This window comes from Streptomyces sp. NPDC005263 (assembly GCF_042872365.1).
Taxonomy (GTDB): domain Bacteria; phylum Actinomycetota; class Actinomycetes; order Streptomycetales; family Streptomycetaceae; genus Streptomyces.
Genome location: NZ_JBIAKJ010000007.1, coordinates 487,173 through 501,756, shown reverse-complemented (window position 1 = coordinate 501,756; position 14,584 = coordinate 487,173). Strand labels below are relative to the sequence as shown.

Below are 14,584 nucleotides of genomic sequence, written 5' to 3'. Positions count from 1 at the left end.
CTCATGCCTCCTGTGGTGCCTCGGTCGCGGCGGCGCTCAGTCCTACCAACGCCCGCAGCGCTCCACGGACCTCCGCGAGGTAGCGGGTCGGGGTGAAGGGCTGGTGCAACGCCCCCTCGACGCGGGCCGGGTCGCCGCCGACGGTCTCGACGTGGACGCCGTAGGGCAGGCCGAGCCGGTGCAGGGCGGTGAAGTGCTGGCTGGGGGCGTAGATCGGGGTCGTGACGATCAACAGCCGGGCGCCCCTCGGCAGTTGTTCGAGGCGCTCGGCGAAGAACGCGTACGTGTCACCGGTGTGCGCGCGCCGGACGGCCGGGTCGGAGGAGGGGGCGGCGGCCACCCGGATGGCGAGCCCGTCGGGGCGCCGGTAGTGGTGTACGCCCCAGGTGCCGCCGATGTCGTCGTGCCGCTCGCCCTCGACGTGCTCCGGGGACTGAAGGTCGAAGGCAAGCCGGGTCCCCAGGTCGAGGGCCTCGTACTCCTCCGTCAGATGAGGGTGACCGATCTTGCGGGCGAGCAGGAACTCGTCCTCGCTCGGGTTCTTCTCCGACTTCTTGAAGGGACGGTGGGCGCCGAGCGCCACCACGCTCCCGGTGTGCACCGTGCCGCTGCTGAGAAGTTCCGCGGCGAAGGCGGGCCGGTTGAAGCAGGCGCGTACGAGACCGCCGAGCAGGAGGACGTGGTCGTAGTCGCGGTGCCGCGGGGGCGGGCAGCCGTGCAGTCCCAGTGCCCCGGTGGCGGCCAGCACGATGTCCCGCGCCTGGGCCGTCATGTCCAGCTCGAAGCCGTCGTTGCGCTCCTGCCCCTCGGGACGGTCCTCCCAGCGGGCGCTGAAGGCGTGCAGGCGGGTCACCCGCTCGGTGAGCGGCACGGACGGGTCGAGGAGGAACTTGTCGTCACCGTCGAAGGCGGTGACCAGGGTGCGCATGGCCTCGGAGCCGATCCACGCCTCGATGCCGGCGGAGACGTTCTGGACGGTGGGCAGCGGAACGGGAGGGAAGGACGGCAGGGGGGAGGACGGCGTGGACGGCTTGGAGGAGGACGGCATGGGGTTGGCCTTGTCTGTGAGCAGGTGGGGTGCCGCTTCGGGGAGCGGCTGAGGTGTGGCTTCCGGGACCGGGGGAGATGCCGCGTGGGAGAGAGGTCGGGTTGCGGCTTCTGCTTGTGCGTCTGCTTCCGCTTCTGCGTCTGCTTCGGTGCGCGGGTGGGGTGCCGCCGGCAGCAGGGTGCCGGTGTCGCGTTCCGTGCGGTACTGGCCGAACAGGGTGTCGGACCGGTCCGATGCCCGTCCGGTCGCGGCGGCCCGCAGGTCCAGGCGCGCCAGGGCGATCTTCGCGACCAGCGCCGCGGACTTGACGGTGTTGGGGCCGTCCGTCCGGCCCTCGACCTCCTGGCGCAGCCGCATGGCGTCATGGGCGTGGTCGGCCGCCTGGCGCAGCCAGTCGGAGCGCTGCTGGGTCGAGGCGGGCAGCAGCGTGGCGCGGTAGTAGAGGACGATGGCGAAGCCGTTGATGCAGGTGACGACCTCTTCCAGGTGGCGGGTGCGGTAGCGGGCCTCGCGGATGGCGAGGACCTCGGTGTAGACCTTCCAGGCCTCGTCGAGACAGGCGGAGCGCTGGTGCGGCTCGCTGGCCTTCGCCAACTCGATCTCCAGGCCGGCCAGGTTGAACCGGCTGCGGTCGACGTCGGGACTGTCCGTGCGTTCGCCGATGATGTCCAGCCGCTGGCGAGCGCTGGCCAGCAGGATCCGCTTGGCCTCCTGGAGCAGGCTCCGCCTGCGTCCGGTGTCCCGGTGCTGGAGTGCCCGCCTGCGCAGGAGCAGCCCGTACAGGGCCTCGGCCCGGGCCGAGGTGAGCAGGAAGGCCTCGCGCAGGGCCGGGACGTCCGGCGGGTCGGCGCACAGCCGGCGGCAGTACACCATCCAGTCCATCGCCTCTTCCAGCTGCTCGACGGTCGAGTCCCTGGTACGGAACACCGCACGGGCCTTGCCGCGCAGGCAGTTGACGATGATCAGGCGGAACGCCGGTGACACCGGCCGCTCGTGCGCCGACGTCCACTCCCCCGTCCGGTCGAGGACCGCGTCGTAGAGTCCGGCGGCCATGGTGTGGTCGTGCCGCTCCACCAGCCCGCCCAGGGCGTGCAGGGCCCGGGTGTCGTCGCGGGCGCGCAGCAGTTCGGCCATCACGTCGACGTCCTCGCGGCTGAGCGCGAGCGCGTGCGGGACGGCGACGGCCTGCGTGGTCGGGTCCACGTCCACCCGCCCCTGGCCGTCCGCGTACTGGATGTGCCGGCCCACGGTGTCGAGGCGGGCGAACAGGTCCTCGACGACCGCCTTGGCCACCTGGGCCGCGGTCTGCGGGCCGTGACGCCGTACGTCCGCGCGGACGGCGTCCCTGAACAGTCCGTGCAGGGTGATCCGCCCGTCCCGCAGATCCACCAGGCCCAGCCGGTGCAGGCGTTCCGCGGCCCGGCGGGTGGTCCCGTCCCCGGGGCGATCGGCGCCGTCGGTCTCCATCAGGGCGGCGGCGACGCCCCGGACCAGGTCGGCGTCCAGGTCCACCGACGGCAGCCACGCCAGCGCCTGGGCCACGTACCAGGCGGCTCGCCCCTCGGCGCCGCCCGCCTCCTCGACCGCCCGCCGGACGGCGGTCCAGAACGCGGTCGGGGCGTGGTCCACGCACCCGCGCGCCCACCAGTCCGCCCCGGTCTCCTCCCGGAACCTGCGGCTGGCGGCGACCAGGAGGGGGCGGCCGGCCAGCAGCGCGCTCGGGGCGTCGGCGTCCAGTTGCTCGGTGACGTCCTGGTCGGACAGCGCGGACAGCTCCACGCACTGCATGCCCGCGCGCCGGGCCCAGGCGCGGTTGGTCGTGGTGATCAGCAGCAACTGGCCCTTGTCGGCGGAGGGTTCGGGCCAGCCGCGCAGTTCCTCCGGTGACACCTCCACGTTGTCCAGGACCACCACCCACGAGCCGGGCGCCTCCCGCAGCCGGGCCAGCGCCAGTTGGGCGTGGTCGCCGGTCGTGACGGCCTCGGCGGCGGCCGGGTCGACGCCCGTCTCGGCGATCTCCGCCCGGCCCAGGGAGGTTTCCAGCACCCGCCGGTCGTGCGCGTCGAGGAACCAGCCCGAGCCGTACTGCGCACGGGCGGCGATCTCGTGGGCCAGCATCGACTTGCCGCTCCCGGGCTCTCCCAGGAGGACGACGGTGCCGACGGCCCCGGTCAGCCGTTCCATGACGTTCGCGCGGCTGGCGTACGACACGAACGGCGGCCGGGAGGGCAACCGGCGGCTGATGACCGGGCGTTCACCGACGGGCACCGGGGCGAACGGGGGCCACCCGTCCGCCTGCAGCGCCACCACGTCGATCAGCACACAGTCCCGGTAGTCGTCGCTGAGCAGCTGCGACCTCCCCTCGGCGCAGGCCTCGGCGAAGCCTCCCCCGCTGTGGTTGCCCTCCGTCCGGCAGGCGACGGTGACGTCCACCGCGACGGCGTCGCGCAGCAGCGACGCCCCCACCGGGGCCCGCTTGTACACATGCCGGGGCAGGGTCGGCGCGTCCATGCAGCGTACGGGCGGGTCGACACCGTCGCGTCCGGTGCCGGCCGCGAGGTCGACGAGCAGCACCGCGTGCTCGTCCCCGGCCCGCTTGAGGATCGCGAGGTAGGGGCGCAGTCCGGCGTGCAGGCACATCGAGGCGAAGAGCAGGCTGATGTCCAGGCAGGTCGCGCAACCGCGGTCGACCAGACCGGAGTCGCGCACGATCTGCTCCGGCCCCGCGTGCCAGGGCTGCACCTCGTAGAAGATCCGCCGGGCGCGCAGCGCCTCGTACAGGTTGCCCAGCAGGTCGCGCGGGTTCCGGTTGCGCTGCTCGAACGTGTCCTGGAACCAGAGCCTGAGCCGGATCAGTTCGGCGATCTCGGCGTTGGCGTACTGAGCGAGTCCCGGGTACCCGTGTTCGTCCAGCGACCACGGCCCCCACTGCGGCCCACTCCTCCACTCGGTGTCGTCCACAAGGCGTCCTTCCTCGCGTCCTCGTCCCCGGCACCCTGATGTCCCGCTCCCAAAAAGCGGCGTACGGCTCCCGGCGGGTCCCGGTTCCTGTTGCCTGTTCCTGGTGCCTGTTCAGGCCCGTCCCGATGCGGCGGCGCGGTGGGTGGTGAGGGGCCGGTGCCTGCCGTGTCCGCCCGGTCAGGTGCCGGGCGTCGTCCGTACGACGGTGTCGTCCCGGTGGCGCTGGAGCAGCGCCCAGGCGCGTGTGTGCAGGTCTTCCCGGGCCTCACGCAGGCGGGGTCGCGGCCTGCCCGCGTGTACGGCGTTGGAGAGGACGACCGTCCAGGCCCGCGAGACGGGATCGACCGCGATCGACGTTCCCGTGAAGCCGGTGTGGCTGCGTGAACTCGCCGGCCACGCCGTCCCGACGTGGTCCCACTGGGCGTCCCCGGCTGCCACCCACGCCAGGGCCCGGCGGCCCCCCTGCCCGTCGTGGGTGTGCAGGGCCATCGCCTCGGCGGCCAGCGGGTGGGGCAGCAGCAGCGGTGCGTGCTGGGACCACTGGGCCGCGTAGCGGGCGGTGTCCGAGAGGGTGACGAACAGGCCGGCGTGTCCGGCGACGCCGCCCATGGCCGCGGCGTTCTCGTCGTGCACGCTTCCCTGAAGCGCCACGCCGTCGACCACTTCGGTGGCGGCCACGTCGGGCTCCGGGCCGGGCAGGAACCCCGACCGGTCCATTCCCAGTCGCGCGAAAAGCCCGTCGGCCGCCTCCGCCAGGGACCGGCCGGTGCTCCGCCGCACCATCTCGCCCAGCAGGATGAACCCGAGGTCGGAATACCCGAACCGCTCTCCCGGCTCATGGACCAACGGTTCCGCGACGACCGCGGCCAGGACCTCCGCGTACGTTCCGCACCGCCGCCAGAACTCCCGGTGCGCGGGGAGTCCGGAGGTGTGCGTCAGCAGGTGGCGCACGGTGACGGCGGCCTTGTCGGCGCCCAGCTCCGGCAGCCGCTGCCGCACCGGCGAGTCGAGGTGTACGACGCCGCGGGCGTGCAGGGTCAGCACCAGCGGCAGGGTGACCATGACCTTGGTCAACGAGGCCGCGTCGAAGAGTGTGTCGCGCCCTAAGGCCCGCCGCGCGCCGCCGTACCGGCAGGCATCCCCCGTCCAGTGTTCGAAGACCACACGGTCCCCGACCCCGACGGCCATCGCCACCCCCGGCAACACGTCCCGCGCCGACCACCGATCCAAGGAAGCCCGCAGTCCCGCGACTTCCCCGCCGGTTCCAGGCAACGCCCGCTCCGCCAACGACATACCGAACTCCCCCCAGAGCACGAGGAGATGATGCTACTGGCCGAAACACGCCATTCGGGGCACATCGAAAAAACGGGAGAAGCAGAGCGGGCCCGTTCAGATGGGGCGAGAGCCCCCGGCCGCGATCTCGCCCGAGCCCCGCTGGATCAGCCGGGTCGGCACGGTGACGGTGCGGGTGGGGGACGGGTCGCCGTCCAGTCGGCGGAAGAGCATGTCGGCGGCTGTCCGGCCCAGTTGCTCGACGTTCTGGGCGATGACGGAGATGCCTGGGCTGAGGAGGTCGGCCAGGGGGAAGTCGTCGAAGCCGACGTGGGCGACGGTGTCCTGGAGGCCGAGGGCACGCAGGGCGCGCACCGCCCCAATGGTGACGAAGTTCTGGCTGGTGAACAGCGCGGTGGGCGGGTTGGGCAGGGACAGCAGCCGCTCGGTGGCGGCGATCGCGGACTCCTCGCTGGCCCCCGTGTGCCGGACGATGTCGTCGTCGTACTTGATGTGCGCCACTTCCAGGGCGTGCCGGTAGCCGTCGAAGCGCTGGGCGGCGGTGGGGATGGACGCCCGGTCGCCGAGGTAGGCGATGCGGCGGTGGCCGGTCGCCAGCAGGTGGTTGACGGCGGTGACGGCACCCTGGCGGTTGTCGGAGACGACGGCGTCCGCGTCGAACAGGCCCGCCTCGCGGTCGACGAAGACCATGCAGGTGCCGGACCGCTGCTCGCTGATCAGGTAGCTCTGGTCGCGTCCCGCCGGGACGATCACGAGTCCGTCGACCCGCCGGTCGATGAGCGCCCGGGTCAGCTCCCGCTCACGGGCCGGGTCCTCGTCGAGGCTGCCGACCAGCACCAGCACTCCGCGTTCCCGCGCCACGTTCTCTACGGTCCGGGTCAGGGCGGCGGAGAAGGGGTTCGCGGCGTCCTCGACGAGCATGCCGATGGTGGCCGTACGGCCGTCCCCGCGGCGCAGGCTGCTGGCGGTCAGGTTGGGCCGGTAGCCGAGTTGGTCCGCGGCCTCGCGGACCCTGGCGGCGATCGCCGGATCGACCGTGGGGACGCCGTTGACCACGCGCGAGACCGTCTTGATGGCCACTCCGGCCAGCGCGGCAACCTCGCGCATGGTGGGCCGGCTGCGGGGCGACCGTGAAGGCGGCTCGTCCTGAGTCATCGTTGTCTCCAAGCGGTTTCACGTTACCGACTCGTTGCGTGGCCATGTCTACCAGTGTCTTGACGCGCTCGTCCATGGGGGACCACTATCCCGTCAGTCAACGTTGTCTCGGCATCGGCCGACGACGGTCCCCGGAAGGGTTTCCAGCATGAACATGCCAATCAACCAGGTGCCGGGCCGCCGGAGTCGGCGTACCACCGCGGCGATGACGGTCGGTCTGACGGTCTGCCTCACGGCGGCCCTCGGGGCGTGCGGCTCCGGCTCATCCGGCAGCACCTCGTCCGCCTCGGGCGGCGGCGACAAGGTCGGCGTCTCGCTGATCCTGAAGACGCTCACCAACCCGTACTTCGTGAGCATGCAGAAGGACGCCAAGGCTCAGGCCGCCAAGGACAACGTGGGACTCACCGTGGCGGCGGGCAGTACCGACGGGGACACCCAGACCCAGATAACCGCCATCGACAACGCCATCTCGCGCGGCGACAAGGGCATCCTGATCACCACCAACGGCGACGCGGTGAACGCCGCGCTGAACCGCGCCAAGCAGGCCGGCCTGTTCGTGATCGCCCTGGACACCGCGCCGAACCCGGCGAGCGTCGCGGACATCACCTACGCCACCGACAACAAGCAGGCCGGCAAGCTGGACGGCCAGTACGCCGCTGCCGCCCTGAACGGCAAGCCCGCGGTCATCGCCATGCTCGACCTGTTCAACAACCAGGTCGTCTCCGTGGACATCGACCGCGACCACGGCTTCCTGGAGGGCATGGGCATCGCCCCCGGCAGCAAGACCGAGAACGGCAAGGAAGCCAAGAGCGGCAAGTACACCGGCGGCAAGGGCGGCACGTACACCATCGCCTGCCACCAGCCCACCCAGGGCGCCATCGACGGCGGACGCACCGCGATGGAGAACTGCCTGTCCGCCAACCCCAACATCAACGTCGTCTACGCCATCAACGAGCCCGCCGGCGAGGGCGCGTACAACGCGCTGAAGGCCGCCGGCAAGGAGAAGAGCGTCGCGATCTACGCGATCGACGGCAGCTGCTCCGGCCTGAAGAACGTCACCAGCGGCAAGTTCGCCGCCGACGCCGTCCAGTACCCGGGCAAGATGGCGTCCCTGGGCGTGAGTTCGATCGCCAAGCTGGCCCGCGGCGGCAGCAAGCCCAGCGTCACCAACGGCAAGACCTTCTACGACACCGGCACCGCCCTGGTGGCCGCCAAGTCCGTGGGCGGCCTGACCGTGCAGTCCCCGTCGCAGGCCGCCTCCGCCTGCTGGGGCAGCTGACACACCGATCGCGTGCGACGCCGGCCGCCGCCGCCCCGGCACCGGCGTCGCACCCGCACCGCACGAGCCCATGAGCCCGTACCAGGGAAGAAACCGGAAGGACCCCTGTGACCACTCACGTGGACAGTCAAGCCACACCGGCACCGGCGGAGGAGTTCCTCAACCGGCCCGCCACGCCAGCCCAGCGCATCCACTCGGTGCTGCACCGTCAGCCGGCCCTCAGCCCGGCCATCGTCCTGGTGCTCGCTGCCATCGTGTTCTCCCTGGTGAACGAGCGCTTCTACGCGTTGCAGAACCTCTCGCTGGTCGCCCAGCAGGTCGCCGTCATCGGCTCACTCGCCGTCGGACAGACGGTGATCATCCTGACCGCCGGTATCGACCTGTCCATCGGCGCCGTGATGGTGCTGGCCTCGCTGATGATGTCGAAGCTGGTCGCGGACAACGGCTGGCCCGGCGGGCTCGCCCTGCTGGCCGGGGCGGTCGTGGCGATCGTCGCCCAGGCCGTCAACGGGCTGCTGGTGACCAAGATCAAACTGCCGCCGTTCATCGTCACCCTCGGCACCCTCAGCGTCTTCACGGCGATCACCCTCATCTACGCCAAGGGCCAGACCGTGGCCCTGCAGCCGGGCAACATCCTCATGTGGAGCGGCCAGACCGTCTCCGTCGGGCAGTTGAGCCTGACCAACGGCGTCCTGATCATGATCGCCCTGTACGTGGTGGTCGGCTACGCACTGCGCTACACCGCGTGGGGGCGCCATCTGTACGCCGTCGGCGACGACATCGAGGCCGCCCGGCTGGCCGGCATCTCCGTCAACCGGGTCCTGCTCAGCGCCTACATGCTCGCCGGGTTCACCATCGCGGTGGGCGCCTGGATCCTGGTCGGCCGGGTCGGCGGCGGCGACCCCAACAGCGGTCTCAACGCCAACCTGCAGTCCATCACCGCCGTCGTCATCGGCGGCACCAGCCTGTTCGGCGGACGCGGGGTGGTCTTCGGCTCGCTGATCGGCGCGCTGATCGTGCAGGTCTTCGTCAACGGCCTCGCGCTGGCCGGCATCGACCCCAACTACCAAGTTCTCGCAGTCGGCGTCCTGGTGATCGCTGCTGTCTCCGTCGACCAGTGGATCCGGAGTGTGAAGTCGTGACGACCGCCACCGCCCCCGTTCTCGAGGCCAAGGGCCTGGTCAAGGTCTTCGGCCGGGTCGTCGGCCTGAACGACGTCGACCTCACCCTCCACCCCGGCGAGGTCCTCGCCGTGATCGGCGACAACGGCGCCGGCAAGTCCACCCTGATCAAGTGCCTCTCCGGGGCTCTCGTGCCGGACCAGGGCAGCATCCTGGTCGACGGCAAGGAGATCAACTTCAAGCGCCCGCAGGACGCCCGCGACGCCGGCATCGAGACGGTCTACCAGACGCTCGCCGTGGCCCCGGCGCTGGACATCGCCAGCAACCTCTTCCTCGCCCGCGAGATCCGCCGCAAGGGGATCCTCGGCTCGGTGTTCCGGATGCTCGACACCGGCGAGATGAAGAGGCAGGCCGCCGACCACATCAAGCGGCTCGGCATCGGCACGCTGCAGAACATCAACCAGGCGGTGGAGACGCTCTCCGGTGGCCAGCGCCAGTCCGTGGCCGTCGCCCGGACCGCGGCGTTCGGCGGCCGCGTGGTGATCCTCGACGAGCCCACCGCCGCCCTCGGCGTCCGCGAGACCGGACAGGTCCTCAGACTCATCCGCGACCTGCGCGACCAGGGCCTCGGCGTCATCCTCATCAGCCACAACATGCCCAACGTCTTCGAGGTCGCCGACCGTATCCACATCCAGCGCCTCGGCGCCTGCGCGGGCGTCATCACCCCGCAGTCGCACTCCATGGAGGACGCGGTGGCCATCATGACGGGGGCGAAGAAGCTCGCCCCCGAGGCGAGCTGAAGGGGACATCGGCTCGATGACCGCCGAGTACCGGATCGCCGAGGACCTCCTCGGCGGCGAACCCACCCTGGTCGTCTCCGCTCCGAACGGCGGCGTCCGCGTCGTCCTGGCCCTGCGCGGTGCGACGCTGCTGAGCTGGCAGGTCAGGCGCGGGGCGGCCGGGGACACCGGGGCGACGGAGCTGACGGACGGCTACCGCGACGAGAAGGAGCTGCTGTCCCAGGACGGCGTACGGGCGGGCCTGCTGGCCCCCTTCCCCAACCGCGTCGCCGACGGCCGCTACCGTTTCCGCGGAGACGACCACGACCTGCTGCCCGGTCGCCGCACGGACCGCCTGATCTACCACGGGTTCGCCCGCGAGGCACCGTTCGAGCTCGTCGACGCCACCACGACAGCCGACTCGGCGCGGCTGCTGCTGCACAGCACCGCCATCCGGCCGGGCCGTTACCCCGGCTACCCGTTCGCCGTCGACCTCACGGTCGAATACACCGTCGGCGACCGCGAGTTGAGCGTCGAGATCCGCGCGAGGAACGTGGGCGACACCCCCGCCCCGTACGCGGCCGGCTGGCACCCCTACTTCACGCTGTCCCGGCCCATCGACGACCTGGTCCTGCGCATCCCCGCCCAGACCCTGATCCACACAGACGCGTCCCTCATCCCGCTGCCCGGCGAGGCCGCCCTGCTCCCCCTCGACGACTCCCCCGGCATGGACTTCCGGACGCCGAGACGACTGGGCCCCGCCGTCATCGACGCCTGCTTCACGGACCTGGCCCCGGGCCCCGACGGCCGGGCCGAGACCGTACTGAGCGACCCGGCGAGCGGGGACGAGCTGCGGGTGTGGCAGTACGGCGGACACATGCACGTCTTCACCGGGGACACCCTGGCCCGCGACCGCCGCACCTCCATCGCCCTGGAACCCGTCGAGGCGACAACCGACGCCTTCAACCGCCCCGAACACGCCGCCGCCCTGTCCCTGGAACCCGGTGGGCAGCGCCGGTTCGGCTTCGGCGTCAGATACGCCTCCGCGGGAATCTGACACGCCCGGTCGCGCGGAACACCCGTACCGGACAGGGACGGTCACGCGGGGTGGTCACGTCCGGGATGCCGGTCAGGAGGTGGCCGGGCGGTGCCGGTGCCACGTCGGTTTCCAGTCACAGCCGGTAGTGCTCGGCGCCGTCCTCGAACGGTGATCGGTTACGCTGGCCGCGCCGCCGCGTGGCGACCACCGACCCGACCCCTGGGCCCGCGGATCGCCCGGCGAGAATCACCGGCATCTGCGTCGGGTCACGTGACGTGCCCGTCCGCCCGTCACGTCGGACGCATGTGCCGCGAGCGCACGAGGGAGACAGCGATGGCGGACCGAACACCCGACACGAGCGTCCTCGACCAGGACGACCCGCCGGCGGAGCCCTCCGGCGCAGAACACGATCCGGGCGCGGACTTAGCCGAGGATGACAGCGGGCAGCCGCCCGGCGAGCCGACGCCGGAACGGAAGTCGGCGTCGGAACGGGAACCGACGGAGCCGCGGGACGAGGGGGACGAGGGGGAGCCTGACGAGCGGGAGACTCCGGAACAGGCTCAAGAGCCGGATGAGCCGGATGAGCCGGATGAGCCGGATGAGCGGGACGAGCGGGAGACTCCGGAGCAGGCACAAAAGCCGGACCAGCCCGACGAGCAGGACGAGCAGGGGCCTCCGGAGCAGGCACAAGAGCCGGACCAGCCCGACGACCCGAACACCCCAGAACCCCCGGACGAGCCGAACGAGCGGGACGAGCCGGACGAGCCGAACGAGCCGAACGAGCCGGACGAGCCGAACGAGCCGGACGAGCCGGACGAGCCGGAGACTCCGGAGCAGACGCAGGGGTCGAGCGCCGGGGTCGACGCGGAGCAGACGCCCGAGCCCGCGGCCGCCGACGGCGAGGGCGCCCCACAGGGGCCACCCGCAGCTGAAGACGAAACCGTCACGGGTGGTGCGGGTGGGAACAAACCGGCCAAAGGCGAAGCCGAGGCCGCCGCCGACGCACCGGCAGAGGAGGCGGCTGAGGCGGACGACGCCGTTGCCGGTGCGGAACACGACGACGCCCCGGATCAGGACACCGACGCCCCCGCCGACGAAGCCCCGGACACCGAGGACGACGGCACGTCACCGGACGAGAACGCCGACTCACCCTCCGAGGACGGCGGCGCGTCATCGGACAAGGCGGGCGAGGCGTCCGCCGAGGACGAGCCCGAGGAAGCCGACGCCGCTGAGGCGTCCGAGAACACCCGGACGGTCGCCTTGCGGCCCCCGCAGGTCGCGGCCGAAGTCGACAAGACCATGGCGATCAACATCGCCGACCTGCCGAGCGCCGAGCCGACCGCTCCCCCGGCCTCGCCACAAAAGCCGCAGGGCGCGAAGGACACGAAGGACGCGGAGGACGGCGCGGAGAGCGCGGAGGCCGCCAAGGACACCCCGGCCGCCGCCCCTTCCCCGATCGACCTGCTCGCGCAACTCACCAACACCCCGCCGCCACGGACCACTTCGGTCCGCACGCTGCTGCGCAGGGTCAAGATCTGGTCACCTCTGGTGGTCCTCCTCGTACTGGTGGCCCTCGTCGTCCAGTTGTTCCGCCCGCTGCCCGAGCCGTCCGTCGCCCTCGTCGCGAGCGCGTCGTCCTTCACCATCGGCGGGGACTCGTTCACCATGCCGTGGCCCGAGGAGGGGCAGGCCGCGGTCATGGTCGTGGGCTCGGGCACCGTCGGGACGTTCGGGGAGCAGAAACCCGTCCCGACGGCGAGCGTCGCCAAGATCATGACGGCGTACGTGATCCTTCGCGAGCACCCCCTGAAGAGGGACGAGCCGGGCCCGAGCGTCACCGTCGACGCCCGGACCGTGAAGGAGGGCAAGTCCAAGGACGAGTCACGCATCGAGGGACTGCGGGTCGGCCAGAAGTTCGACCTCCAGGACATGCTGAAGATGCTGATGATCCCGTCGGGCAACAACGTGGCCCGGCTGCTGGCCCGGTGGGACACCAAGACCGGGGACGAGACCGCGTTCGTCCGCAAGATGAACGACGCGGCAAAGGCGCTCGGCATGAAGAACACGACGTACACCGACCCCAGCGGTCTGGACAAGGGAACCGTCAGCACCGCCGTCGACCAGCTCAAGCTGGCCGAGGCGGTCATGCGGTTCGAGTCCTTCCGCCCGGTCGTCGCCATGGCCAACGCCGACATCCCCGGGGTCGGGCGCATCTACAACAACAACGACCGGCTGATCGTGGCCGGCCTCAGTGTCCGAGGCATCAAGACCGGCTCCAACACCGCCGCGGGCGGCACGCTGTCCTGGGCCGCGTACAGGACCGTGGACGGCGGGGACCGACTGATCCTGGGCTCGATGATGGACCAGCACGCCACAGGTGCGGACCCCAACGGCTCGACCAGCCTGCGGCTGGTGCAGGACAACAGCAAGAAGGTCATCAAGGCCGTCCGGGAGGCGCTCACCTCGGCGACGGCGGTGAAGAAGGGCCAGGTCGTCGGACACGTCGACGACGGTCTGGGCGGCCGTACGCCGGTGGTGGCCAAGAAGGACCTGAAGGCGGTCGGGGTACCGGGGCAGAAGCTGACGCTCACCTTCCGCGACGCGGGCCGGAAGCTCGCCGCCGGGACGAAGGCCGGCACAGTCGTCGGTGAGCTGGCGCTGGGTGGCGGCGCGGGGGCACTGCGCGTGCCGGTGGCGCTGCGGTCGGAACTCGGGGAGCCGTCCCTCGGAACGAAGCTGACGCGGATCGGGTGAAGCGAGCGGGTGCGGTCGGGCGCCGGTCGCGCCCGACCGCCCACGGCTGCACCGGCGGGCCCGGGTCAGGTCAGTGCGCCGGCGATGTGTTCGGTGGCCTCGGCGATCAGCGCCTCGTTGGGATCGGCCGCGCGTTCGGAGCGCTCGGACATGACGGCCATCACGAGGGGGGCGGAGCGGGGCGGCCACACGAGGGCGATGTCGTTGGCGCGGCCGTAGGTGGCGGTACCGGTCTTGTCGGCGACCCGCCAGTCATCGGGGAGGCCGGCCCGGATGCGGTTGCCGCCGGTGGTGTTGCGTACCAGGAGATCGGTGAGCAGGGATCGCTTCTCGGCGGCGAGCGCGTCACCCAGGACGATCGTGCGGTAGTCGGCGGCGATCGCCCGGGGCGTGGTGGTGTCCTCCGGCTCCCCGGGGCGGGCCCGGTTGAGCTCGGGCTCGTAGTGGTCGAGGCGGCTGACCTTGTCGCCTAGCCCTCGCAGGTAGGCGGTCAGCCGCCGGGGGCCGCCGAGGTCGCGCAGCAGCAGGTTGGCGGCCGTGCCGTCGCTGTACCGGATGGCGGCGTCGCACAGCTCACCGACGGTCATGCCCTTGGTGACGTTCTTCCGGGTGATGGGTGAGATGGAGTTGATGTCGTCCCAGCCGTAGGTGACACGCTCGTCCAGGCGACTGAGCGGGTGGCGATCGAGGACGGCGGCGACGGCGGCGGGCTTGAACGTGGAGCAGAACGCGAAGCGTTCGTCCGCCCGGTGGGCGATGGTCGCTCCGGTACCGGTGTGGAGGGCGTACACGCCGAGCCGGGCGTCGTGTTTGCGCTCGAGTGCGCGGAGCGACGGGAGGTCCAGGGGTGTCGCGGAGGCGGTGGGCGAGGCCGAGGAGCCCGCCGGCGCCCGGGACGCCAGGGCCGCCGATCGGTCACCCGTGCCGCCGCAGCCCGTCAGAGGCAGGAGGACCGCCGCGGTGAGGAAGGCGCGGCGGGACGGGCCGGATCGGTCTGGGGACATGCGGATTACCTGCTTTCGAAGCCGAGTCGTACCCTGCCTCGGCCTGGCGCGCGAACGGGGTTCGTCGCTGTTCTACGCGCCCAGGTCGGCGGAGTCCAACTAGGCCATCCTGCCGTGTGATTGACTCGCGCAGGCGTGCGAGATCCGGTTG

At 71.6% G+C, this 14,584-nt stretch carries 9 protein-coding genes; 5 read left to right on the top strand and 4 right to left on the bottom strand.

From position 1 onward, the window contains the following. Position 1 precedes the first annotated feature (1 nt). The 3 genes from ACFYRY_RS30710 to ACFYRY_RS30700 form a co-directional block, all read right to left on the bottom strand. Positions 2–4,009 (bottom strand): hypothetical protein, encoded by a 4,008-nt coding sequence (locus ACFYRY_RS30710; protein WP_389152694.1) that lies wholly within the window; start codon positions 4,007–4,009, stop codon positions 2–4. 177 nt (positions 4,010–4,186) lie between these two features. After that, positions 4,187–5,323: a serine hydrolase domain-containing protein gene (locus ACFYRY_RS30705; RefSeq protein ID WP_389152691.1), complete on the bottom strand. Its 1,137-nt coding sequence runs from the start codon at positions 5,321–5,323 to the stop codon at positions 4,187–4,189. Positions 5,324–5,398: 75 nt separating this feature from the next. After that, a complete protein-coding gene (locus tag ACFYRY_RS30700) occupies positions 5,399–6,457 on the bottom strand; it encodes a LacI family DNA-binding transcriptional regulator (RefSeq protein ID WP_389152688.1) in 1,059 nt (352 codons plus the stop codon). Positions 6,458–6,605: 148 nt separating this feature from the next. Here ACFYRY_RS30700 and ACFYRY_RS30695 point away from each other — a divergent pair, with 148 nt between their 5' ends. From ACFYRY_RS30695 to ACFYRY_RS30675, 5 genes are all read left to right on the top strand, one after another. After that, positions 6,606–7,736 carry a substrate-binding domain-containing protein gene (locus ACFYRY_RS30695; RefSeq protein WP_389152685.1) on the top strand — a complete coding sequence of 377 codons (1,131 nt, stop codon included), beginning with the start codon at positions 6,606–6,608 and terminating at the stop codon, positions 7,734–7,736. A 107-nt stretch (positions 7,737–7,843) separates the two neighbouring features. Then, complete coding sequence (locus ACFYRY_RS30690) at positions 7,844–8,878, top strand: ABC transporter permease (protein WP_389152682.1); 1,035 nt, start codon at positions 7,844–7,846, stop codon at positions 8,876–8,878. Beyond that, positions 8,875–9,657, top strand: coding sequence for an ATP-binding cassette domain-containing protein (locus tag ACFYRY_RS30685; RefSeq protein WP_389152679.1), 783 nt, complete (start codon positions 8,875–8,877; stop codon positions 9,655–9,657). Before ACFYRY_RS30690 ends, ACFYRY_RS30685 begins: the two co-directional genes overlap by 4 nt. A 16-nt stretch (positions 9,658–9,673) precedes the next feature. Then, a complete protein-coding gene (locus ACFYRY_RS30680; RefSeq protein ID WP_389152677.1) occupies positions 9,674–10,693 on the top strand; it encodes an aldose 1-epimerase in 1,020 nt (339 codons plus the stop codon). Positions 10,694–11,008: 315 nt separating this feature from the next. Continuing rightward, the gene (locus ACFYRY_RS30675) at positions 11,009–13,429 is read left to right on the top strand and encodes a serine hydrolase (RefSeq protein ID WP_389152674.1); all 2,421 of its coding nucleotides are present in this window, start codon (positions 11,009–11,011) and stop codon (positions 13,427–13,429) included. A 65-nt stretch (positions 13,430–13,494) separates the two neighbouring features. Here ACFYRY_RS30675 and bla read toward each other — a convergent pair whose 3' ends face one another. Continuing rightward, positions 13,495–14,433 carry a class A beta-lactamase gene (bla, locus tag ACFYRY_RS30670; protein ID WP_389152672.1) on the bottom strand — a complete coding sequence of 313 codons (939 nt, stop codon included), beginning with the start codon at positions 14,431–14,433 and terminating at the stop codon, positions 13,495–13,497. Positions 14,434–14,584 lie beyond the last annotated feature (151 nt).